Below are 22,883 nucleotides of genomic sequence, written 5' to 3'. Positions count from 1 at the left end.
GACACGACATGGACGCTCCATCGAGCCTTGATTCGCCTGCCGACTTTCTTTCGTCGGTGGAGATTCTTTCGCCCTTCACGCGCGAGGAAATCGAGCAATTCGCGGCGCAAGCGGAGTCGCGGCGCTTCGGTTTCGGCGAGACCGTGTGCAACGCGGGCGATGCGGCCGATGGACTCTATATCGTGAAAGCGGGGTCCGTGCGCATCTTCACCGAAGAGCACGGCAAGGAAATCAGCATGGGGGTGAAGAAGGAGCGCGAGACCTTCGCGGATATCGCGATGCTGCGCGACTATCGCCATGAGTCGTCGGTGCGCTCCTCCGGCAAGACCGAGCTGCTGTTCATCCCGCGCACGGCGATCGACCCCGTCATCGCGAAGAATCCCGCCGCGCTCGCCTTCGTCACGAGCTATGTCGCCATTAACTCGGCGGGCGGCTTCGTCGCAAAGCTCTTCGATCTGCGCGGCAAGCTCGACAAGGCCGAACTCGAAGAATGCGTGCGCAGCGTCGGCGTGAAGCGTGTCGCGGAAGGCAAGGAGATTCTCAAGCAGGAGTCGCGCGACGACCGGCGTCTCTATGTCGTGCGGCAAGGCGAAGTGCGGATCGTGCGCGAAGAGGGCGGCGAGCGGCATGTGCTCGCGACGCTCGGTCCCGGCGAGATCTTCGGCGAGAAGGCCTGCGTGATGCGCCAGGAGCAGATGGCCTCCGCCATCGCGAGCACCGATACGCGCCTGCTCGTGATTCCCGAGAAGACCGTGCACTTCATCATCGAGCGAAACGTGAAGCTGCGCGAAGTGCTCGAAGAGCGCATCCGCTTCACCGAGCGCGAATTGCAGCGGCAGAAGAAGATCACCGAGCGCCGCAAGCTGCCCGCAATGCTCGATCTGCACACGAAGCCCGAACTGGGCGAGCGCGTCATCAAGCGCTTCGCGTGGATCGAGCAGGCGGAGGAGATGGATTGCGGCGCGGCCTGTCTCGCGATGATCTGCCGTCACTACGGCATCAACATGACGCTCGGCAAGCTGCGCGAACTGGCCAACGTCACGACATCCGGCGCGACGCTGGATTCACTCGCACGCGCCGGCGAATCGCTCGGCTTCACGACGCGCGGCGTGCAGTGCACGTTCGAATCGTTGCGCGGCTTCGAGATGCCGTTCATCGCGCATTGGGAGGGATACCACTACATCATCGTCTATGGCGTGTCGAGCGAGAACGTATGGGTCGCGGACCCGGCGATCGGCTTCAGGAAGATGACTGTCGGCGAGTTCGAGCGCGGCTGGAGCGGGACGTGTCTGCTTTTCACGCCGGGGCAGGATCTTACGCAAAAGGCCGTGTCGCGTTCGCCGTGGCTGCGTTTCGTCGGCTATCTGAAGCCGTACAAGAAGATCCTGCTGCATCTCTTTCTCGCGACCTTCGTCATTCAAGTGCTGGGCGTGATACCGCCGCTCATCATCCAGAACATTCTCGATGGCGTGATCGTGCATCAGAACGTGAACCTGCTTCATGTGCTGATCGCAGGGCTCATCATCGCGAGCCTGTTCACGCAGCTCATGACGACGATACGCGCGTATCTCGCGAACTTCATGGTCCGCAACATGGACTTCGCGATGATGTCGCAGTTCTTCAGGCACACGTTCTCGCTGCCGTTCGGCTTCTTCGCGAAGCGCAAGACCGGCGATGTGTTCGCGCGCTTTCAGGAGAATCACACGATTCGCGCGTTTCTCACCGAATCGACGGTATCGACCGTGCTGAACCTGCTGATGATCTTCATCTACTTCACGATCATGTTCCTCTACAACGTGAAGCTCACGTTGCTGCTGATCGCGTTCGTCATCCCGATGATGGTGCTCACGGTCGTCGCGACGCCGCGCATCAAGCAGAACGCGCGCGAAACGTTCTCAGCGGGAACGGATGCGCGTTCGTATCTGATGGAAGCACTCGGCGGCGTCGAGACGGTGAAGGGCATGGGTATCGAGCGCGCGGTGCGTCTCAAGTGGGAAAAGAAGTATGCGAAGTCGCTCGAAGTGCAATACAAGTCGCAGCGCTTCAATATCGTGGTGGGCTTGTGCAGCCAGTTGCTCAATGCGGCGACGACCATCGGCGTGTTATGGGTCGGCGCGAATCTCGTGCTTGCGCGCGAACTGACCATCGGGCAACTGATCGCGTTCAATGCCTACATGGGCAGCGTGCTCGCGCCGCTGATGGGTCTCATCAACTTGTGGAGCCTGCTGAACGATGCGGGCGTCGCGATGGAGCGGCTCGGCGACGTGCTCGATATCGAGCCGGAGCAGAAGCCCGAAGACATGCAGCAGCGCGTCATGCTGCCCGACCTGCAGGGCGATATCAGTTTCAACGGCGTGTACTTCCGTTATGGCGAAGGCGATGCGCCCTACGTGCTGGAGAACATCAGCTTCGATATCAAGCCGGGCGAGCTGATTGCGATCGTCGGGCGCAGCGGCTCCGGTAAAACGACGCTCGCGAAACTGCTCGTCGGCTTCTATGCGCCGAGCGAAGGCAAGATGACCGTCGATGGCTACGATATCAACGTCGTCGATAAAGGGTTCTTTCGCGCGCAGATCGGCTATGTGATGCAGAGCAACCTGCTGTTTTCGGGGACGATCGCGGAGAACATCGCGAGCGGCGATGAAGCGCCGGACAGAAGGCGTATCGAAGAAGTCGCGAAGATGGCCGACGCGCACGCGTTCATCGCGAAGATGCCGCTCGGTTATGAGCAGGTGGTCGGCGAGCGCGGCGTAGGGTTGTCGGGCGGACAGATTCAGCGCTTATGTATCGCGCGGGCGCTGTATCACGATCCGCGTCTGCTCGTATTCGACGAAGCGACGTCCGCGCTCGATACGCAATCTGAAAGCAATATTCTCGGCAACATGCAGGAGATTTTGAAAGGGCGCACGGCGGTCATCATCGCGCACCGCCTTTCGACGATCATGCGCGCCGACAAGATTCTCGTGCTGTACGAAGGCGGCATCGTCGAACAGGGCAAGCATGACGAACTCGTCGCGAGAAAGGGCATGTACTACCAACTCGTGCAAAAGCAACTGAGCGCAGCATGAAAATACTCGACCAACCGGAAAGCGATAGCAGCGCGCCCGCGTCATCGGCGATTTCGTATGCGGGGCTCATCGAGAAGATCGAGATCTTGCGCTCGACGCTTCGATGGACCTCGCGGCTCGAGCGTCCCGAGATCGAAAAGCTGTTGCGGCAGGCGAGCACCCTGCGCGACGAAGTCATGCAACTGTCGCACAAGGAGCGCTTCGTGCAGGCGGCGGCCGCCGAACCGAAGCGCGATCTTCCGCCGGGCGCGCGGCGGCAGGCGCTGATCGAACGCAGCTTCGTATTCGAAGGCACGTTCGGCGATAACCCGAAGTTGCTGGAAGCGCTGGAAATCGCGGAAAAAGCCGCGCCGACGGACTTGCCGGTATTGATCGATGGCGAAAGCGGCACCGGCAAGGAATTGATGGCGAAGGTCATTCACGCGAACGGATCGCGTGCCGACAAGCCGTATATCTCGGTGAACTGCGGCGCGATTCCGGACAATCTGCTGGAGTCCGAACTATTCGGGCATCGCAAGGGCGCGTTCACCGGAGCGAGCAATGATCGCAAGGGAAAATTCGAAAGCGCGCACACGGGCACTATCTTTCTCGATGAGATCGGCGAACTGCCTTTGCAGGGGCAGGTGAAGCTGTTGCGCGTGCTGGAAGCGCATGAAATTCAGCGCGTGGGTTCGGACGAGCCCATCGCGGTGGATACGCGCATCGTCGCGGCAACGAATCGCAACTTGCGCAAGTTCTGCGACGAGGGGCGTTTTCGCGAGGATCTGTTTTATCGGCTGAGCGTCATTCATCTGACGCTGCCTGCTTTGCGTGAACGGCGCGATGAAATTCCGCTGCTGCTCGCGTATTTCGGCGACGAAGCGGCCGCGACATTGAAGCGCCGGCCGGTGAAGTTGTCGCCGCGGCTACGGGATTTTCTGCGCAACTATGACTATCCGGGGAACATCCGCGAGTTGCGGAACGTGGTGTACCGCCTCGCGTGTCTTGCGGGCGATATGGCCGACATCGATCATCTGCCGGTCGATATACGGCCGAAGTCATCGCTCTCGCTCGCAATGGGCGGGCCGGCGGCGAGCGGAAACGGAATCGCGACGGCGAGCTCGCTCGCGGAAGCGAAGCGCGTCGCCAGCGACGAAGCGGAGCGCGCGTTTCTCGAACGAGGCTTGCAGGAAACCGGCGGAACGGTGGCCGAGCTTGCGAGACGGTACGAGATGAACCGCTCGCATCTGCAGATGCTTTTGAAAAAGCACGGGCTGCATTCGAAGGAGTTTCGAGCGGCGGCGCAGAAGAACAAGGAGGCGGGCGGTTGAGCCGCCTTTAAATCGACGGATTCACCTGCGTCTTATCCGTCGCCATCAAATCGACCGCATGCGCGACGACCACTGAAATATTGTCGCGCCCGCCCCGCGCGAGCGCGATTTCCAGCAGCCTTTGCGCGGCGACATCGCAATTGCCCGGCGCGAGCTCGCTCATCATTTCGGCTTCGCTGACTTCGTTCGATAAACCGTCGCTGCATAGCAGGAACGTATCGCCGTCGTTCAGGGCGAGCGTGTTCTCGTCGAGTTCGAGCACATCGAGCGCGCCGACCGCGCGCGTGATCAGATGCTGCGCCGGATGATGCAGCGCTTCTTCCGCCGTGAGTTGCCCGCGCGCCTTCAGTTCCTCGACGTGGCTGTGATCGCGCGTGAGCTGCACGAGCCGTCCCTGGCGCAGCAGATAGATGCGGCTGTCGCCGGCCCATACATAACCGCACGCGCCATCGCGCGCAGCGAGCACGACGACCGTGCTGCCGATGCGCGACACCTGGCGCCGCGCCGCTTCCGCACGCAGCTTGTCGTTCACGTCGAGAAGACGCGCGCGGGCAGCGGCGATGGTGCCCGCAAGATCGTTCGCCGGCGATACCTTCGCGAGGCTCTCGATCACCATCCGGCTCGCCAGATCGCCGACCGCGTGGCCGCCCATGCCATCGGCGACGGCCCACAGTCCGCGCTCGGGCGCATCGAGCAGCGCGTCTTCGTTGATCTGCCGGACGCAGCCGGTGTCGGTGCGGGCGGCGGATGTCCATCGAAACTCGGTGGTGAAGGTCACGGCAACCTCCGGAATGCTGGGTGACGCGGCGTCGGGCGGGCCTTGCGGACGATCCCGCTCATTGTGTACCAACGCGCGTCCGAAGCGAATCTTGATCTGCACCGCTTTAGCCCGCGCGATTCCCCGCGACCGAATTCGGGCTGACGGTAAGGGTCGCGCCGTTGCCCGTATTGCTGACCGCGACGTTCTGAAACTGATTGACCATCTGGCCGACCGTGATGTTCGTCACGTTATTGGTGATGTTGTTCGTGACCGCGTAGATGTTGTTGGTCACATCGATCAGGGTAATCGCGCCGGCTGCGGCCCCGCCGCCCGATGAACGCTCCACGAAAGGCGTGATCCAGCCGAACACCCACGGCGCACCGCCTCCGCCGCTGATGGCCGACATCGCCGCGTGATCCAGCACGCGGTCGTATTCGAGATCGCTGACGGTCAAGGCGCACATGTCGTTTCTCCGGGATGGCCTGTGAGCAGGACGCACGGATCAATGCAAGGCCCATGCCGACGCACGCCAAATGGCGGAGATTGCGTCCGAATCGCCGATGGGACGGCGTTCTGGCGGCATCGGCGCAAACGAAATGGCAGGGTGCCGAATCGCATCCGTTGGATCGTCGCCAACAAGCGATGTTGGCGTCGCGCCGCATAACCAACACACGCGGCGCGCGTCCGATCGGCCCGCACGACGCGAATTCTGGTGCAGCAGGTCCAACAAACACGCAAGAAAACTGTTGGCCCATGAAAAACACAACGCCGTCGAAACACGCTCGCGATTCCGCAATAACCACACGTAATCAATGGCTTATCGAAACTGGCAAGGAAGATGCAAAAGGCTAGGCAACCCGGCGCCGAACAAACACCTGGCGCCAGGCAAAGAAAAATCGGAGCCAGCCATGTCAACCAACCAGCAAATCGGACTGATCGAACAGCAAGCCGCCGCGAACGGCTTCTCGCTCGACGACGAACCCGCGCTCGGCACCGAACTCGTCACGCGCCGTTCCGGCTATGAACATCACGGCATCTACGCCGGCAACGGCATGGTCATCCACTATGCCGGTTTCGCGAAGTCGCTGCATCGCGGCCCGGTCGAGGAAGTCCCGGTCGAGCAGTTCGCCGCCGGTCATGAAGTCACGATCCGCCAGAACCCGGCCGCGAAGTTCGTCGGCATGGAAGCGGTGCGCCGCGCCCGCAGCCGCCTCGGCGAAGACAACTATCACCTGCTCACCAACAACTGCGAGCACTTCGTTACGTGGTGCCTCGACGGCCGCGCCCGCAGCCGTCAGGTGCAAGCGTGCTTCATCGATCCCCACGCGGCCGTCAGAGCCGTGGCGGGACTCTTCCGCGCCTATGTCGCCGCCGAACGCCGCCGCCGCATGAATGTGGCGCTCGCAGCCTGAACCTCACGTTTTGCCGATCGATTCCGAGGAGACCATCATGCAAACCACCGAAAACTCGCTGCACTGGGCCGTCGACAAATGGCTCGCCCCGACTGCCGCGCATCCGGCACGCGTCGTGCGTCTGTGCCGTTCGCATGTCACCGGCGCGCGCTACGTCTGCATCGAGGCGCAGCATCCGGGCGGCCCGCTCGCGATCATCTTCTTCCGCCATGACGACGGCACCTGGAACGTGTTTCCGCCGCAAGCGAAGCGTCCGTCGATGAGCGCGGCGCGCCTCGCCGCCTGAAGGCGCGTACGATCGGCCGGGACGCGTCGGGCGGCCCCGGCTTTGACACGGCAATCCCGCTGCCGCTACTCTAGGCGCATCGTCGCGGCCATTTGGATGAAGCCGCCGGTCGCACGGAAGCAGCAGGTCGTGGTAGTTTTGCGTCCGTGAACCAGATCGTACATTTTCGAGGTATTGCCGATGACCCAGCCCGACTCCTCTTCCTCCGCCCGCGCGACGCCCGATTCGAACCTCGGCGACAATCCGCTCGGCATCGCGGGGCTGGAGTTCGTCGAGTTTTCCAGCCCCGATCCTGCAGGGCTCGCCCGACTGTTCGAGACGCTCGGCTTCGTGCCCGTCGCGCAGCACATCAGCAAGGCGGTGACGCTCTTTCGCCAGCGCAGCATGAATTTTCTGTTGAACGCGGAGCCGGATTCGTTCGCGTCGCGCTTTGCCGAGTCGCATGGCGTCGGCATCGCGGCGATCGGCATTCGCGTGCTCGATGCGCAGGTCGCCCACGAGCGCGCGCTCGAATACGGCGCGTGGGATTTCGAGGGCGAAAAAATCGGCCCGAACGAGCTTGCGATTCCGGCGATTCAAGGCATCGGCGATTCGCATATCTATTTCGTCGATCACTGGCCAGGCAAGAACAGCGGCGAGACATCGATCTACGACATCGACTTTCGTCCGATTCCGGGAGCACGCGCGGATCTCAACGGCACGGGCCTGCTCGAAGTCGACCACTTCACGCAGACGGTCGGCGCAGGCCGCATTCAGGAATGGCTCGATTTCTATCGGGAAGTGCTGCACTTCTCGGAGATTCATCAGGTGCATCCGGACTGGCACGTCTCGCAGGATTCCGCCGTCACGCTTTCGCCGTGCGGCTCGATCCGCATTCCGGTGTACGAGGAAGGCACCTATCGCACGGATCTGATGCAGCAATATCTGCCCGATCACGAAGGCGAGGGCGTGCAGCATATCGCGCTGGCATCGGCGGATATTTTCGCTTCCGTCGATGCATTGATGGCGCGCGGCGTGCGCTTCCTGCAGCCGCCGCCGCGCTATTACGACGAGATCGACGAGCGTCTGCCGGGCCACGGTCTCGACATCGGAAAGCTGCGCACGCGCGGCATTCTCGTCGACGGCGAGATTCTCGGAGACGGCACGCCGCAGCTTTTTCTGCAGACGTTCGTCGAGCGCAAGCCCGGCGACATGTTCTTCGAGATCGTCGAGCGGCGCGGGCATCACGGATTCGGCGAGGGCAATCTCGCCGCGATCGCGAAGGCGCGCGGCTGACGCGACTCATTGCACGACGACCGTCCCCGTCATGTGCGGATGCAGCGAACAGAAGTACTTGTACGTGCCCGGTTTGTCGAACACATGCGAGAAGCTGTCGCCGCTGTCGAGCGGATCGGACTTGAAGCTCTTTCCCTCGTCGGCGACGGTATGCAGCATGTCGTCGTGATTCACCCACGTCACCTTCGTACCGACGGGCACGGTAATCGTCGCCTGATTGAACGCGAAGTTGTCGATGGAAACGGTCGGCGCGTTCGCCAGCGCGACCTGTTGCGCGGGTTCTGCCGCGCACGCCGACGGAATCGCCACGCCGATGACGCCTTTCACGACCAGCGCAAGCGCGGCCTGGCGCAGCAGCTTGCCGGCGAGCGGGCGGAGATTGTCGGGCGAAACGTAGTGCGCAATCGTCGATGCGATCATGACTGCACCCCCGCGAGCGACGTATCGGTGACGGCAAGTTGCCCGCGTCCCGCGATATGCGTGACTTCGCGCAGGCCGAGCATCGTGCGCAATTGTTCGGATGGCACTTTCATCGGCCCCGGACCGGACGGTGCGCCCGGCGCGGGCTGCGGAAACGCCGTCGACATCGCCGAATAAAAGCGCATCTCTCCCTCCACTTTCTGCGCCACCTGATGGACGTGGCCGTTCAGCACCGTTACCGAGCCGAAGCGTTTCAAGAGCGCGAGCGCCTGCGCGCTGTCGTCGGTGCCCCATCCCCATTGCGGATACAACGCCCACAGCGGAATGTGCGCGAACACGACGATCGGCGTGCTGCTCGATTTGCCCTGCAGATCCGCCTTGAGCCACGCGAGCTGCGCATCGCCGAGAAAGCCGAGGCCGCCGCCCTTCAGGTCGATCACGTTGGTCAGGCCGATGAAATGCACGCCGCCCTGATCGAAGCTGTACCAGTGACGCGTGCTGCCTTTGCCGTATTGCCCGGAAAAGCGGTCGAAAAACGCGTTGCCTTCTTCGACCAGCACGTCGTGCTCGCCGGGAACGTAATGCACGTCCATGCCCGACTTGCCGATGATCTGCGTCGCCGTGTCGAATTGCGCGGGCTTCGACAGATGCGTGATGTCGCCCGTGTGGATCATGAACGCGGGGCGTTTTTCCATCGCGCTCACGCGGTTGATGGCTTCTTCGAGCGTGCTCGTCGGCTCCGTGTTCGGATCCTTGTTGAAGCCGATGTGACTGTCGCTGATCTGCACGAAGCTAAACGAGCCGGTCTGCTCGGCCGCTTCCGCCGACGAGATCAGGCGCGAAACGGGCACGCCGCCGCTCACCGTCCAGATGACGCCGGCGCCCGCCCAGGCCATGCACGAAAGTGCGGTGCGGCGGCGCTTGCCGTGCTCGTCGAGTTCGTCGCGTTGCTGCGCGGGCGGCAGTGCGTTCGGGTCGGGTTTCATGATGGTTCCTTTGATGATGACGGCCGCGGTTCTTGTCGTTCGAATCGGTGAAGTCGTGCCCACGGCGGCTCGGTGCATGGGCGCGAAGCCGGCGATGCCCGTTGCGGCGGGCAGGATCGCGTTGGCATCCGTCCATCGAACCAGCGAATGCGGCGGGATATTCCCGCTATATTTTTTTGAGTCGCCGTTGCAAACGGGAATAAAGCGCCCGCGTGAGGAGTAACGGATGGGAAGGCGCGGAAAAGCGATGCCGCCGCGCCCGAACGAAGTTTTCCGAACGTGATTGTGGAAAGGAGACCCGCGCGATGTGGCCAGGCAGGTCGAAAGAAGACAGGTCCGGGCGCCGCGGCCAGGCGGACGCCGAGGCGGTCCACGCGCGCTTCGAAGCGACGGTGATGCCGCATCTGGACGCCGCGTACAACCTCGCGCGCTGGCTGTCGGGAAGCGCGAACGATGCCGACGATGTCGTGCAGGAAGCCTATCTGCGCGCGTTCCGCTTCTTCGGCGGATTCGAAGGCGGCGAGGAGGCGAACGCGCGTGCGTGGCTGCTCGCGATCGTGCGCAATACGTGGTTCACGGAGTGGCGGCGGCGCGTGCAACTCGCCGACGCGACGCCCTACGACGAGGAACTGGGCGGCGACGAAGCCTTGCCGGGATGGTCGGAGGAAGGCGCGGCCGATCCCGAAACGCTCGCCGTGCGCCGCGACGAAATTCATCTGGTGCATCGCGCGCTGGAGGCGCTGCCGATCGCCTTTCGCGAGGTGCTGGTGTTACGCGAACTCGAAGACATGAGCTACAAGGAAGTTGCATCCGTGACCGGCGTGCCGATCGGCACGGTGATGTCACGGCTCGCGCGCGGCCGCAAGATGCTGGCGGGGGCGGTGCGCGCGGCCCAGGGCGGGCAGGACAAGCCGAGCGTGCGCCTCGTGCGCCGCGCGGGACCGGGTCACGCAGAGGAGTCGGGAAATGGAAAATAACGACATTGCCTCGCTCGATGCGAGGCTTACCGATGGTTCGCTGTATCAGCGCGCGCCGGTGCATCTGCGCACGCAAGTGCTGGCGCGCGTGCGGGCTCAGGCCGAGGAAGAGGCGTGCAGGCGCGAGCCGGCGCGTCCGGCGAAACGCGGCTCGCGCAATCCGTTTGCCGCGCCGTGGCCGTTCTTCGGCGGCGCATTCGCGGGCGCGACGCTCTCGGCGCTCGTGCTCGGCACGATGCTGTGGTTCCAGGCGCTGCCGCTCGTCTCGTCCGTATCGACGGGCTCGCCCATCGCGCAGGAGATCGTGTCGAGCCATGTGCGCGCGCTGATGTCGGATCGTCCGATCGACGTGTTGTCCAGCGACAAGCACACGGTTAAGCCGTGGTTCAACGGCCGGATCGACTATGCGCCGCCGGTGATCGATCCGGCGGGTCCGGGCTTCGCGCTCGTCGGCGGACGGCTGGATTACATCGATCATCGGCCGGTGGCGGTCGTCGTGTATCGCTACCTGAAGCATCCGATCGACGTGTACGTATTTCCCGAGCGCAAGGGCGAAGCGAAGACGGAGCCGGTCGTCACGCAATCCGACGATGGGTACGCGCTCGCGCGCTGGAATCACGATGGCATGACGTTCTGGGCCGTCACCGATGCATCGGGCGCGGTGCTGCGTCAGTTCGCGCACGCGATCGAAACCGGTGCGCCGCGATAACAAGTGCATCGCGCAAACGCTGTCATCGCTGCGATAGCCTGAAGAGTGCGCAAGGTTACGCGCGGTCATCCTCCGGGATGCCGCGCGTTTTTTTCTTTGGCGTTACGCGTATACCCGCTGTTTTCTCCGTTTCGAAAGCCATGAAAACGCTTTGGGATGCTGTCTAAATTCGCATCTTTTCCGGGTTATGCCGGGCTTTGCACAGTTGCGATGCATTGGGTGTGGCCTAACGCTCGTGCTCTTCGGGTATGTCCGAATATGGTCATATCCTTACATTTTTCTAAACTCGCTCACAGTCTATGTAATCGATAACGCGGAATGCGTTTAAAAGGCATTGCGAAATTCGCCGCGTTGCATGGGACTTTCAAATAACGAATCAGGCGACGGAGACACACATGAAGATGAAGCTCATTGCGAGCACGCTCGCGTTCGGCGTTTTCTCGTTGGCGCACGCGGCCGACCCGATCAAGATCGGCGTCGATGGTCCGTTCACGGGCGGTTCGTCTTCCATGGGTGTCAGCATGCGCGATGGCGTGCGTCTTGCCACCGCCGAGATCAACAAATCGGGCGGCGTGCTTGGGCGTCAGATCGCGCTGGTCGAGCGCGATGACGAAGCGAAGAACGAGCGCGGCGTGCAGATCGCGCAGGAGCTCATCAACAAGGAGAAGGTTGTCGCGGTTGTCGGCTATATCAACACGGGCGTAGCGCTCGCATCGCAGCGCTTCTTTCAGGAAGCGAAGATTCCGGTGTTCAACAATGTCGCGACCGGCACGGTGGTAACGAAGCAATTCGACGATCAGCCCGATAACTACGTGTTCCGCAACGCTGCCGCCGATCGCATTCAGGCGCCGATGATCGTCGAGGAAGCGGTGACGAAGCGTGGCTTCAAGAAGGTCGCGATTCTCGCCGATTCGACCAACTACGGCCAGCTCGGCCGCGAGGATCTGGAAAAGGCGCTTGCCGCGAAAGGCGTGAAGCCCGTCGCCGTGGAGAAGTTCAACATCAAGGACGTCGACATGACGGCCCAGTTGCTGAAGGCGAAGGAGGCGGGTGCGGAAGCGGTGCTGACTTACGGCATCGGGCCCGAGCTTGCGCAGATCGCGAACGGCATGGCCAAGCTTGGATGGAAGGTGCCTTTGATCGGTAGCTGGACGCTTTCGATGGCCAATTACATCGACAATGCCGGCACTAACGGCGAAGGTGCGCGCATGCCGCAGACTTTCATTCAGGAAGCGAACACGCCGAAGCGCAAGGCCTTCATCGAGGCTTATCTGAAGGAATTCAAGCCGAAGAACGAGCGGATCGATTCGCCGGTCTCTGCTGCGCAAGGTTACGACTCGGTGTATTTGCTTGCTGCGGCCATCAAGCAGGCGGGGACGACGGATGGGCCGAAGGTCAAGGAAGCGCTCGAGAATTTGAACACTAAGGTGGAAGGTGTCGTGATGGTGTACGACAAGCCCTTTACGAAGGGCGATCACGAGGCTATTACGCCGAATGTGCCGGTTATCGGGGAGGTGAAGGGCGGGCGGGTGATCTATGCGTATGACGCCGATAAGAAAGGCGGCGGGACTCTGCGGTCCAAGCAGACCACTAGTGCTTCGAATTGATTTTTTTATATCGCCGGATCCCGTGTTCGTGTCGGTCTATTAGCGTTGCCCCTGTGCGGGGCGGCACCTACTTTCTTTGCTGCTGCAAAGAAAGTAGGCAAAGAAAGCAGCTCTTCAAGCCCGCGGTCACACGCAATTTGGGTAGTTCTCTCGTCCTCGATGGCACTCGCCTAAGAGTGCCCTCATAGGCCTCATCGGGCTTGGCTCGCGCACGGTCCGCCGAGCTAGTTTTAGATGGCCGCTGGTTCAGCACGAAAGAGCTTCGGCACAGCGCTACGCGCTGCCGCCGGGTCCGCAAGGGAAACCAAAGGGCGGCGATTGCAGTGAGATGGAGACGTTAGTAGAGAAGCACGCGCGGACCCGATTGACCGGTCGGCCGCGAAGCGGGCCGGAGCTATTTGGTGCTGAACCAGTTTGGTGTGTGGTGCGATGACACGGACCGTGCGCGAGCCAAGCTCGATGGGGCCCATGAGGGCACTCCTTAGGCAGCCCACGATGGACGAGAGGACTACCCAAATTGCGTGTGACCGCGGGCGTATCAGTAGCTGCTTTCTTTGCTTACTTTCTTTGCAGCAGCAAAGAAAGTGAGTGCCGCCCCGCACAGGGGCAGTGCTAATAGACCGACGCGAGAGCGGGATCCGGCGACGACACCGAGCCGACACGAAAACGCGATCCAGCAAAACAGCATCACGCAAAAGCTATAGACCGAAGCGAAATCAGGAATCTCAAGAAGCGCAGACCTGCACAAGAAAAACACCGACCATGATCCTCCTTCAACTCGTCTATAGCGGCATAGCACTCGGCATGATCTACGCCGTGATCGCGTTCGGCTATCAACTCACCTTCGCCACATCCGGCACGCTGAACTTCGGCCAGGGCGATGCCCTGATGCTCGGCGCGCTCGTCGGCCTCACGCTCGTATCCGCTGGCGTCAACTACTGGCTGATGATTCCGCTCGTGTGTCTCTTCGGCCTCGCGCAGGGCGCGTTCGTCGAACGCATCGGCGTGCGGCCCGCCATCAAGATCAAGTCCGAGTTCGGCTGGATCATGTCGACGATCGCGCTCGGCATCATCTTCAAGAACGTCGCGGAAAACGTCTGGGGCCGCGACGATCTGCGCTTTCCTTCGCCCCTGCCCGAAGCGCCTCTGAAGGTCTTCGGCGCAAACGTGCTGCCGATGGAACTGCTCGTCGTCGGCGGCGCGCTCGTGATGATGCTCGCGGTCGAGTTCTTCAACCGCAAGACGATCTTCGGCAAGGCCGTGGTCGCGACCGCGAACGATCGCGATGCAGCGTCGCTCATGGGCATCAACACCGGCCTCGTCATCACGTTTTCATATGCGCTTTCGTCGTTGACCGCTGCATTTGCAGGGGTTTTGATCGCGCCGCTGACATTGACCGGCGCGACGATGGGCGCGGTGCTCGGCCTCAAGGCGTTTGCCGTGGCGATCATCGGTGGCTTGTCGAGCGGCATGGGCATCATCGTCGGCGGGATGATCCTGGGCATCGCGGAGACGACGACCGGCTTCTATATCTCCACCGGCTACAAGGACGTGCCGGGACTCGTGCTGCTCTTGATCGTGCTCGCGGTCAAGCCCGCAGGTCTCTTCGGCAAGACGGCGATCAAGAAAGTCTGAGGCGGCGACGATGAAAGCAAAGAACTGGATCGCGGCGCTCGTCGGACTCGCCGCACTCGCAATTTTCCCGGTGGCGTCGGGCAATCCGTACTACATCCACCTCGTCGAAACCATCATGATCTACGCGATCCTGCTGTTCGGGCTCGATATCGTCGTGGGTTACACGGGGCAAGTGTCGCTCGGTCACGCGGGATTGTTCGGCGTGGGCGCATACACGGCGGGCGTGCTGTTCATCAAGCTCGGCATGCCGTTCTATCTGACCGCGCCGCTTTCGATTCTGATCACAGCCGGCTTCGGCGCGATCCTTGCATTGCCCGCGCTGCGCGTGTCCGGTCCGTATCTCGCGATGGTGACGCTCGCGTTCGGCACGATCATCCAGATTCTCATCAACGAGATGGATTTCCTCACCAACGGACCGATGGGTCTCAAGATCCCGAAGCCGATGTTCGCGGGACACAGGCTCGATGAGGTGCAGTACTACTGGCTCGTCGCGGCGCTGCTCGTCGTGTCGCTGATCGTCGTGCATCGCGTGCTGAAGTCGCATCTCGGGCGCGCATTCGAAGCGCTGCGCGACAGCCCCATCGCATCGGACTGCATGGGCGTGTCGGTGTATCGCTACAAGGTAATTGCATTCGTAATCAGTGCGGGATTCGCGGGCCTCGCGGGCTGCCTGTACTCGTATTCCGAGCAATACATTTCGCCTAACACCTATAACTTCGAACTGACCATCCTCTTCCTGCTCGCCATCATCATGGGCGGACGCAAGACGCGCACGGGCGCGATCATCGGTTCGACGGTGATCGTCATGTTACCCAAGCTGCTCGACGATATCTCCAACTTCCGCGTCGTCGCGACGGCGCTGGCGGTCGTCGTCGTCGCGGGCGCCGCGCTTGCGCTCGCGAAGAAGACGACGACGCCGCAGCGCGTTGCGGTGCCGATCGTCGGCACGGCGGGACTCGCGGTGTTTTCGTTCTGGATCGAGGCGCTCACCGACTGGCGTCTGACCATCTTCGGTCTGATGATCCTGCTCGTCGTTTATTACCTGCAGGATGGCATCGTCGGCTTCGTGCGCAAGACGCTGAACCTTGGCCGCGTGCGCGTGACGAAGGTCGATACCGATGAGCTCGCGAGCCATACGCGCCAGGACGATGCCGTCGCGGCGGTCGATACGGAAGGCGCGGATACGATCCTCGACGTGCGCGGCGTGCTGATGCAGTTCAGCGGCCTGAAGGCGTTGAACGATGTGAATCTCACTGTGAAGCGCGGCACGATCCACGGCCTCATCGGTCCCAACGGTTCCGGCAAGAGCACGATGATGAACGTGCTGACGGGCATCTATGTCCCGACTGCTGGCGCGATCGAATACGAGGGGCAATCGCTCGCGGGGCGTACGTCGTCGAAGATTGCGCTGTCGGGCATCGCTCGGACGTTTCAGAACGTGCAGCTCTTCGGCGAGATGACGGCTTTGGAGAATGTGCTCGTCGGCTTGCATCACACGTTCAGATCGAACATCGCGGATGTCGGCGTGATGAGTCCGCGATATCGGCGCGAAGAGCGCTCGGCGCGTGAGCGTGCGTTCAACATGCTTCGTTTTGTGGGCCTGGAGCATGTCGCCGGAGAGGAAGCGCGCAATCTGCCCTACGGCAAGCAGCGTCTGCTTGAAATCGCGCGTGCGTTGGCGCTCGATCCGCAATTGCTTCTGCTCGATGAACCCGCGGCCGGATTGACCGCGCCGGATATTCGCGAACTCGTCGCGATCATTCGCAAGGTGCGCAATCATGGCATCACGCTTGTGTTGATCGAGCATCATATGGATGTGGTGATGAGCGTTTGCGATACGGTTTCCGTGCTGGACTTCGGGCAGAAAATCGCCGAAGGGAAGCCTTCCGAGATTCAGGCTAATGAGAAGGTTATCGAGGCTTATTTGGGGGGGCAGGCGGCGCAGGTGGCTTAGGTTTTGTTTTCGCCGGATCCCGTTTTATTAGTGGTCTATTAGCGTTGCCCCTGTGCGGGGCGGCACCTACTTTCTTTGCTGCTGCAAAGAAAGTAGGCAAAGAAAGCAGCTTTTCAGGCCCGCGGTCACACGCAATTTGGGTAGTTCTCTCGTCCTCGGTGGCACTCGCCTAAGTGTCGCCCTCAAAGGACCAATCGGGCTTGGATCGCGCACGGTCCGCCGCCCGAAAGCGCTGAGGACACTGGTTCAGCACGAAAGAGCTTCGGCACAGCGCTACGCGCTGCCGCCGGGTCCGCAAGGGAAACCAAAGGGCGGCGATTGCAGTGAGATGGAGACGTTAGTAGAGAAGCACGCGCGGACCCAATTGACCGGTCGGCCGCGAAGCGGGCCGGAGCTATTTGGTGCTGAACCAGTTTGGCGTGTGGTGCGATGAGACAGACCGTGCGCGAGCCAAGCCCGGTTGGGCCTATGAGGGCACTCTTTAGGCAGCCCACGAACGACGAGAGGACTACCCAAATTGCGTGTGACCGCGGGCGTATCAGAGGCTGCTTTCTTTGCTTACTTTCTTTGCAGCAGCAAAGAAAGTGAGTGCCGCCCCGCACAGGGGCAGTGCTAATAGACCGACACGATCACAGGATTCCCCCAAAAGCCGAAAAAGAAAAATGCTGACGATAACAAACCTCCACGCCGGCTACGGCAAAGTCAAAGTCCTCCACGGCATCTCACTAACCGTGCCGAAGGCAAAAGTCGTCACGCTGATCGGCTCGAACGGCGCCGGCAAGACCACGACGATGCGCGCCATCTCCGGCATGATCAAGCCGACCGAGGGCGAAATCACAATGGGCGTCGGCAGCAACTCCAAGCGCATCGATTCGCTCGATTCGCACAAGATCGCGCGCCTCGGACTCGCGCATTCACCGGAAGGACGCCGCGTATTCGCGACCATGTCCGTCACCGATAACCTGCTGCTCGGCGCTTTTCCGCGTCTCACATGGTCGCGCCCGAAGGGCGATGTCAGCGCCGATCTCGAACGCGCGATCGAACTCTTTCCGCGTCTGAAAGAACGTCGCAATCAACTCGCCGGCACGCTATCGGGCGGCGAACAGCAGATGCTCGCCATGGCGCGCGCCATCATGCTCAATCCGGACCTCGTCCTGCTCGACGAACCGTCGATGGGTCTCGCGCCCATTCTCGTCGACGAAGTCTTTCGCATCATCGAGCGCCTCAAAGCGGACGGCGTCACGATGCTGCTAGTCGAACAGTTCGCAGCCGCAGCGCTCAATGTCGCGGATTACGGCTACGTGCTCGAAAACGGACGCGTCGCGACACACGGCCCCGCAGAGCAGTTGCGCAACGATCCGTCGGTGAAGGCGGCCTACCTCGGCGCGAGTCACTGATTGCCGCACTGCGGCAGACGCAATCCGCTCTATCATGATCGGAGCGCGACCGCGCGCGTCCGACATCGTGAAAGGAGCTGCCATGATCAGCGGCAAGACCACTCTGATTGCTCACCTCGGCTACCCGACCGAAGCGTTCAAGGCCCCGATGATCTACAACCCCTGGTTCGACAAACAGGGCATCGATGCGGTCGTCGTGCCGATGGGCGTCAAACCCGACGATTACGTCGCGTTCCTGCCGCATCTGTTCAAGCTGACGAACATCCGCGGCGCGCTCGTCACCATGCCGCACAAGATCACGACCGTCGGCCTGATGGATGAAGTGAGTCCCACCGCGCGCATCGCCGGAGCCTGCAACGCAATCCTGAAGCGCGAAGACGGCAGGCTCGTCGGCGATCAGTTCGACGGCGCGGGCTTCGTGCGCGGCGTCGAGCGCAAGGGCCGCAAACTCGCGGGCACACGCGTGCTCGTGCTCGGCAGCGGCGGCGTCGGCTCGCCGATCGCGGCATCGCTCGCGGCGGCGGGCGTCGCGGAACTCGCTATCTTCGACACCAACACGGCGTCCGTCGAAGGGCTCGCCTCGCGCTTGCGCGAGCACTATCCGAACCTGATCGTCAGAACCGATACGAAAGATCCCGACGGCTTCGACGTCATCGTCAACGCGACACCGCTCGGCATGAAGGACACGGACCCGCTGCCGTTCGATATCGACCGCATCGCGCCAGGCACGTTCGTCGGCGAAGTGGTGATGAAGTCGGAATACACGCCGCTCCTGCGCGCCGCGAAAGACAAGGGCTGCGCCGTGCAGGTCGGCACGGACATGCTGTTCGAGATGATTCCGGCGTATCTGGAGTTCTTCGGCTACGGCACCGCCACTGCCGACGAGCTGCGCGCGGTCGCTCAGATCAAATACGCGTAACGAAGCCTGCGCGGACATAACCGCGCTTCGTTCCTATACTTTTATCGACACAGCAAGGCAGACGCTCATCCTCTGACAAATAGGCCGCCCGTATGCGCGGCTCGGAAAAGCAGGGAGGAATCATGGGATCGACTGCACCCGGCTTGCCGGCCGATGACAATCACGCGCCGAAGCCGCACGGCCATCCGGCATTGATGGGGCTCTCGCTCGCGGCGCTCGGCGTAGTCTACGGTGATATCGGCACGAGTCCGCTCTATACGCTCAAGACCGTGTTCGATCCCGCGGGCGGCCTGCCTTTGCAGCCGGCGAACGTGATCGGCATCGTGTCGCTGATCTTCTGGTCGCTCACCATCATCGTGTCGCTCAAGTACGTGACGCTGATCCTGCGCGCCAACAATCACGGCGAAGGCGGCATCATGGCGCTGCTCGCGCTCGCGGCATCGTCGGTGGAATCGAAGAAGCGGCTGAAGCATGTGCTGCTGCTCGTCGGCGTGATGGGCGCGGCGCTCTTTTACGGCGATGGCGTCATCACGCCCGCCATTTCCGTGCTGAGCGCAGTGGAAGGCCTCGAAGTGGCGGCGCCCGGCCTTCAGCCTTATGTCGTGCCCCTCACGCTCGTCGCGCTGGTCGCGCTGTTCGTGATGCAAAAGCACGGTACGTCGGGCATCGGCGCCGTCTTCGGGCCGGTGATGGTGCTGTGGTTCATCGTGCTGGCCGTGTCGGGGCTCATGAACATCAAGGAATCGCCGCATATCCTCGCGGCGCTCAATCCGCTCGAAGGACTCGAGTTCTGCATGCGGCATCGGTGGCTCGCGTTCGTTGCGCTGGGCGCGGTCGTGCTTTCGCTCACGGGCGCCGAAGCGCTCTATGCCGACATGGGCCACTTCGGTTCGCGGCCCATCCGCCTGACATGGTTCGCGATCGTCTTCCCCGCGCTCGCGCTCAACTATCTCGGTCAGGGCGCGCTTCTTATCGCCGATCCCGCCGCGTTGCAGAATCCGTTCTACCGGCTCTTTCCATCGTGGATGCTCTATCCGATGGTCGTGCTCTCCACCATCGCGACCGTCATCGCATCGCAGGCCGTGATCTCGGGCACCTATTCGATGACCAAGCAGGCGATGCAGCTCGGCTTTCTGCCGCGCATGAGCGTCGTGTACACATCGGCGCGGGAGATCGGGCAGATCTATGTGCCGGGCATCAACTGGACGCTCCTGCTCGCAGTGGTCGCGGCCGTGCTCGGCTTCGGCTCGTCGACGGCGCTCGGCTCCGCATACGGCATCGCGGTCACGGGCACGATGCTCATCACCACGTTGCTGACGTTCTTCGTGATCCGCTATGCGTGGCGATACAACTGGGCACTATGTATCTTCGCCACCGCATTCTTCTTCGTGATCGACGCGATGTTCTTTTCGGCGAATTGCCTGAAGATTGCGGACGGCGGCTGGTTCCCTGTGGCGATCGGTCTCGTGATGTTCACGATCATGGCGACGTGGGGACGCGGTGCGCAGATGATGATTCAGGAAGCGCGCGCGCGTGCGGGCACGATGCCGCTCAAGCCGTTTCTCGCCAACCTGCTCGAACGTTCGCCGGCGCGCGTGGAAGGCACGGCGATCTTCATGTCGAACGATCCGAGCGGCGTGCCGCATTCGCTGCTGAACAACCTCATGCATAACCGCGTGCTGCACGAACACACGGTCTTTTTGACGGTCGCGACCGAGCCTGTGCCATGGGTCGACGAAGCGCGCCGCGTGTCGATCGAAACGCTCGGCAACGGCTGCTTCCAGGTGACGGTGAACTACGGTTTCAAGGACGAAGTCGATCTTCCCGCCGCGCTGGAAAAGTGCCGCGGGGCCGGGCTGAAATTCGATCGCGCGACGATCTCGTACTTCATGTCGCGCGCGACCGTCGTGCCGACGCCCGGCGCCGGCATGGCCTTATGGCGCGAACGGCTGTTCGCGATCATGTTGCACAATGTCGGCAACGTCGCGGCCTATTTGCGATTACCGGCCGATCGCGTGATCGAACTCGGCGCGCGCGTCGAGATATAACGGCGCAAATCAGCTGATTTGCGTGCGTTCGACGCAAGCAGGCGGCGCGTATTCAAGCGAAACTCACGATAAGAAATGCGGCAGACAGGAGACGCCATGACCGCCAGCAACACGCCGACCCGCCATCCGTTTCCATCGACAGCGCGCCTCGTCGAACGCGGCAAGATCTCGTCCGCGCGCGAGGCCGTGCGGCTGATACGCTCGGGCGACACGATCGCGACGAGCGGTTTCGTCGGCATCGGCTTCGCGGAAGAAGTGGCGATCGCGCTCGAAGAACGCTTCGTCGAAGGCGACGATCCGATCGCGGACCTCACGCTCGTGTATGCGGCGGGTCAGGGCGATGGCCGCAGCAAAGGCCTCAATCATCTGGCGCGCGAAGGGCTCGTCAAGCGCGTGATCGGCGGGCACTGGGGACTCGTGCCGGGCCTTCAGAAGATGGCGATAGAGAATCGCATCGAAGCGTATAACCTGCCGCAAGGCGTGATCTCGCAGCTCTTTCGCGATATCGCCGCGCATCGGCCAGGGCAACTTTCGACGGTCGGGCTCGGCACCTTCGTCGATCCGCGCAGCGGCGGCGGCAAGCTCAATGCGCGCACGACGGAAGATCTCGTGCGGCTCATGGAGATCGACGGCACGGACTATCTCTACTACAAGACCTTTCCGATCGACGTCGCCATCGTGCGCGGCACGACCGCCGATCTCAACGGCAACGTCACGATGGAAAAGGAAGCGCTGACGCTCGAAGCGTTGTCCATCGCGATGGCCGCGCGCAATTCGGGCGGCATCGTGATCGCGCAAGTCGAGCGGCTTGCGGAATCGAACACGCTCAACTCGCGCCAAGTGAAGATACCCGGCGTGATGGTCGACTGCGTCGTACTGGCAAAGCCCGACAATCACTGGCAGACCTTCGGCGAGCAATACAGCGCGGCGTTTTCGAGCGAATTGCGCGTGGCCGCGAGTTCGGTGCCGCCGATGTCGCTTACGGAACGCAAGATCATCGCGCGGCGAGCGGCGTTCGAATTGATGGCCAATAGCGTCGTGAATCTCGGCATCGGCATGCCGGAGGGCATCGCGAGCGTCGCGAACGAAGAGCAGGTGATCGATCTCTTCACGATGACGACGGAGCCGGGCGTGATCGGCGGCATTCCCGCGGGCGGCCTCAATTTCGGCGCGGCGACGAATACGCAGGCGATCATCGATCAGCCGTATCAGTTCGACTTCTACGATGGCGGCGGCCTCGACATCGCGTTCCTAGGTCTTGCGCAAGCGGACGGCGAAGGCAATCTCAACGTGAGCAAGTTTGGGCCGAAGCTCGCGGGCGCGGGCGGCTTCATCAATATCAGCCAGGCGGCGAAGAAGGTCGTGTTCGTCGGCACTTTCAATGCGGGCAAGCTCCATGTCGCGATCAACGAAGGCAAGCTCGAGATTCGCCGCGAAGGCGAATGCCGCAAGTTCGTCGATGCCGTCGAGCATCGCACGTTCAGCGGGCGTTATGCGGCGGAGCGCGGGCAGACCGTGATCTATATCACCGAGCGCTGCGTGTTCGAACTCACGGACAAGGGACTTGCGCTGACCGAGGTCGCACCGGGCGTCGATATCGAGCGAGACATCGTCGCGCAAATGGGTTTCGCGCCGATCATGGACACGCCGCCGCGTCTGATGGACGAACGCATCTTCCGCGATGCGCCAATGGGCTTGCGCAATATCCTGCTGAGGCTCGATCTCGCCGAACGCTTCAGCTACGACGCGGAGAAGAATCTCTTCTTCATCAACTTCGAAGGCCATGAAGTGAAGAGCCTGAGCGATGTCGAAGCGATTCGCCGCGAAGTCGAAAAGCAGTTAGCGGGCGTGACGACGAAGCCGCACGCGATCGTGAACTACGATAACTTTTCGATTCGCCCCGACATGCTCGACGCGTATTCGGAAATGGTCACGAAGCTCGTCGATGGACACTATGACCGCGTGACGCGCTATACGACGAGCAGCTTTCTAAGGCTGAAACTCGGCGACGCACTGAAACGTCGCGGCGTCGCGCCGTATATCTACGAAAGCCCTGAAGAAGCGCGCGAACACGAATCGAAACGCGCGTCGGAATGAAGCAAGGGCCGCGATTCGAGCGG

Annotated in this window: 18 protein-coding genes; 14 read left to right on the top strand and 4 right to left on the bottom strand. The window is 62.0% G+C overall.

Annotated features, from left to right (window positions below):
- Positions 1-8 precede the first annotated feature (8 nt).
- Together NCR93_RS17460 and NCR93_RS17455 are read left to right on the top strand one after the other, a co-directional pair.
- The gene (locus NCR93_RS17460; RefSeq protein ID WP_008353255.1) at positions 9-3,068 is read left to right on the top strand and encodes a peptidase domain-containing ABC transporter; all 3,060 of its coding nucleotides are present in this window, start codon (positions 9-11) and stop codon (positions 3,066-3,068) included.
- Positions 3,065-4,378, top strand: coding sequence for a sigma-54 interaction domain-containing protein (locus NCR93_RS17455; protein ID WP_175979384.1), 1,314 nt, complete (start codon positions 3,065-3,067; stop codon positions 4,376-4,378). The genes NCR93_RS17460 and NCR93_RS17455 overlap by 4 nt, the downstream gene beginning before the upstream one ends.
- A gap of 7 nt (positions 4,379-4,385) precedes the next feature.
- On the opposite strand, the gene NCR93_RS17450 is transcribed toward NCR93_RS17455, so the two are convergent.
- Complete coding sequence (locus NCR93_RS17450; RefSeq protein WP_175979383.1) at positions 4,386-5,156, bottom strand: PP2C family protein-serine/threonine phosphatase; 771 nt, start codon at positions 5,154-5,156, stop codon at positions 4,386-4,388.
- 106 nt (positions 5,157-5,262) lie between these two features.
- Positions 5,263-5,601 (bottom strand): hypothetical protein, encoded by a 339-nt coding sequence (locus NCR93_RS17445; protein ID WP_175979382.1) that lies wholly within the window; start codon positions 5,599-5,601, stop codon positions 5,263-5,265.
- Between the two features lie 445 nt (positions 5,602-6,046).
- Here NCR93_RS17445 and NCR93_RS17440 point away from each other — a divergent pair, with 445 nt between their 5' ends.
- From NCR93_RS17440 to NCR93_RS17430, 3 genes are all read left to right on the top strand, one after another.
- Positions 6,047-6,550: a lecithin retinol acyltransferase family protein gene (locus NCR93_RS17440; RefSeq protein WP_008353261.1), complete on the top strand. Its 504-nt coding sequence runs from the start codon at positions 6,047-6,049 to the stop codon at positions 6,548-6,550.
- 37 nt (positions 6,551-6,587) lie between these two features.
- Positions 6,588-6,836, top strand: a complete 249-nt coding sequence (locus NCR93_RS17435; RefSeq protein WP_033537064.1) for a hypothetical protein — start codon at positions 6,588-6,590, stop codon at positions 6,834-6,836.
- Between the two features lie 180 nt (positions 6,837-7,016).
- Positions 7,017-8,111, top strand: a complete 1,095-nt coding sequence (locus tag NCR93_RS17430) for a 4-hydroxyphenylpyruvate dioxygenase family protein (protein WP_175979381.1) — start codon at positions 7,017-7,019, stop codon at positions 8,109-8,111.
- Between the two features lie 6 nt (positions 8,112-8,117).
- On the opposite strand, the gene NCR93_RS17425 is transcribed toward NCR93_RS17430, so the two are convergent.
- Positions 8,118-8,531, bottom strand: coding sequence for a cupredoxin domain-containing protein (locus NCR93_RS17425; protein ID WP_008353264.1), 414 nt, complete (start codon positions 8,529-8,531; stop codon positions 8,118-8,120).
- A complete protein-coding gene (locus tag NCR93_RS17420; RefSeq protein ID WP_175979380.1) occupies positions 8,528-9,517 on the bottom strand; it encodes a metallophosphoesterase family protein in 990 nt (329 codons plus the stop codon). Before NCR93_RS17420 ends, NCR93_RS17425 begins: the two co-directional genes overlap by 4 nt.
- A 305-nt stretch (positions 9,518-9,822) precedes the next feature.
- On the opposite strand from NCR93_RS17420, the gene NCR93_RS17415 reads away from it, so the two are divergent.
- From NCR93_RS17415 to NCR93_RS17375, 9 genes are all read left to right on the top strand, one after another.
- Positions 9,823-10,494 (top strand): RNA polymerase sigma factor, encoded by a 672-nt coding sequence (locus NCR93_RS17415; RefSeq protein ID WP_008353267.1) that lies wholly within the window; start codon positions 9,823-9,825, stop codon positions 10,492-10,494.
- Complete coding sequence (locus tag NCR93_RS17410; RefSeq protein ID WP_175979379.1) at positions 10,484-11,203, top strand: anti-sigma factor family protein; 720 nt, start codon at positions 10,484-10,486, stop codon at positions 11,201-11,203. Before NCR93_RS17415 ends, NCR93_RS17410 begins: the two co-directional genes overlap by 11 nt.
- A gap of 395 nt (positions 11,204-11,598) precedes the next feature.
- Positions 11,599-12,810, top strand: a complete 1,212-nt coding sequence (locus NCR93_RS17405) for an ABC transporter substrate-binding protein (protein WP_175979378.1) — start codon at positions 11,599-11,601, stop codon at positions 12,808-12,810.
- A gap of 762 nt (positions 12,811-13,572) precedes the next feature.
- Positions 13,573-14,445: a branched-chain amino acid ABC transporter permease gene (locus NCR93_RS17400; RefSeq protein ID WP_175979377.1), complete on the top strand. Its 873-nt coding sequence runs from the start codon at positions 13,573-13,575 to the stop codon at positions 14,443-14,445.
- A gap of 10 nt (positions 14,446-14,455) precedes the next feature.
- Positions 14,456-16,399: a branched-chain amino acid ABC transporter ATP-binding protein/permease gene (locus tag NCR93_RS17395; RefSeq protein ID WP_175979376.1), complete on the top strand. Its 1,944-nt coding sequence runs from the start codon at positions 14,456-14,458 to the stop codon at positions 16,397-16,399.
- Positions 16,400-17,061: 662 nt separating this feature from the next.
- Complete coding sequence (locus tag NCR93_RS17390) at positions 17,062-17,796, top strand: ABC transporter ATP-binding protein (RefSeq protein ID WP_175979375.1); 735 nt, start codon at positions 17,062-17,064, stop codon at positions 17,794-17,796.
- Between the two features lie 82 nt (positions 17,797-17,878).
- Positions 17,879-18,715 (top strand): shikimate dehydrogenase family protein, encoded by an 837-nt coding sequence (locus NCR93_RS17385; protein ID WP_008353278.1) that lies wholly within the window; start codon positions 17,879-17,881, stop codon positions 18,713-18,715.
- Between the two features lie 122 nt (positions 18,716-18,837).
- Positions 18,838-20,763 (top strand): potassium transporter Kup, encoded by a 1,926-nt coding sequence (locus NCR93_RS17380; protein ID WP_175979374.1) that lies wholly within the window; start codon positions 18,838-18,840, stop codon positions 20,761-20,763.
- A 96-nt stretch (positions 20,764-20,859) separates the two neighbouring features.
- The gene (locus NCR93_RS17375) at positions 20,860-22,860 is read left to right on the top strand and encodes an acyl CoA:acetate/3-ketoacid CoA transferase (protein WP_175979373.1); all 2,001 of its coding nucleotides are present in this window, start codon (positions 20,860-20,862) and stop codon (positions 22,858-22,860) included.
- Positions 22,861-22,883: the final 23 nt, after the last annotated feature.

The sequence above is a fragment of the Caballeronia sp. ATUFL_F1_KS39 genome (genome assembly GCF_023630985.1).
Taxonomy (GTDB): Bacteria; Pseudomonadota; Gammaproteobacteria; order Burkholderiales; family Burkholderiaceae; genus Caballeronia; species Caballeronia zhejiangensis.
This window is presented reverse-complemented; position numbering and strand designations above follow the sequence as displayed.

Bases quoted from the DNA above. Each gene is read 5' to 3' on its own strand.
- NCR93_RS17460 (WP_008353255.1), top strand. From the start codon at position 9: ATGGACGCTCCATCGAGCCTTGATTCGCCTGCCGACTTTCTTTCGTCG.
- NCR93_RS17455 (WP_175979384.1), top strand. From the start codon at position 3,065: ATGAAAATACTCGACCAACCGGAAAGCGATAGCAGCGCGCCCGCGTCA.
- NCR93_RS17445 (WP_175979382.1), bottom strand. From the start codon at position 5,601: ATGTGCGCCTTGACCGTCAGCGATCTCGAATACGACCGCGTGCTGGAT.
- NCR93_RS17440 (WP_008353261.1), top strand. From the start codon at position 6,047: ATGTCAACCAACCAGCAAATCGGACTGATCGAACAGCAAGCCGCCGCG.
- NCR93_RS17435 (WP_033537064.1), top strand. From the start codon at position 6,588: ATGCAAACCACCGAAAACTCGCTGCACTGGGCCGTCGACAAATGGCTC.
- NCR93_RS17430 (WP_175979381.1), top strand. From the start codon at position 7,017: ATGACCCAGCCCGACTCCTCTTCCTCCGCCCGCGCGACGCCCGATTCG.
- NCR93_RS17425 (WP_008353264.1), bottom strand. From the start codon at position 8,531: ATGATCGCATCGACGATTGCGCACTACGTTTCGCCCGACAATCTCCGC.
- NCR93_RS17420 (WP_175979380.1), bottom strand. From the start codon at position 9,517: ATGAAACCCGACCCGAACGCACTGCCGCCCGCGCAGCAACGCGACGAA.
- NCR93_RS17415 (WP_008353267.1), top strand. From the start codon at position 9,823: ATGTGGCCAGGCAGGTCGAAAGAAGACAGGTCCGGGCGCCGCGGCCAG.
- NCR93_RS17410 (WP_175979379.1), top strand. From the start codon at position 10,484: ATGGAAAATAACGACATTGCCTCGCTCGATGCGAGGCTTACCGATGGT.
- NCR93_RS17405 (WP_175979378.1), top strand. From the start codon at position 11,599: ATGAAGATGAAGCTCATTGCGAGCACGCTCGCGTTCGGCGTTTTCTCG.
- NCR93_RS17400 (WP_175979377.1), top strand. From the start codon at position 13,573: ATGATCCTCCTTCAACTCGTCTATAGCGGCATAGCACTCGGCATGATC.
- NCR93_RS17395 (WP_175979376.1), top strand. From the start codon at position 14,456: ATGAAAGCAAAGAACTGGATCGCGGCGCTCGTCGGACTCGCCGCACTC.
- NCR93_RS17390 (WP_175979375.1), top strand. From the start codon at position 17,062: ATGCTGACGATAACAAACCTCCACGCCGGCTACGGCAAAGTCAAAGTC.
- NCR93_RS17385 (WP_008353278.1), top strand. From the start codon at position 17,879: ATGATCAGCGGCAAGACCACTCTGATTGCTCACCTCGGCTACCCGACC.
- NCR93_RS17380 (WP_175979374.1), top strand. From the start codon at position 18,838: ATGGGATCGACTGCACCCGGCTTGCCGGCCGATGACAATCACGCGCCG.
- NCR93_RS17375 (WP_175979373.1), top strand. From the start codon at position 20,860: ATGACCGCCAGCAACACGCCGACCCGCCATCCGTTTCCATCGACAGCG.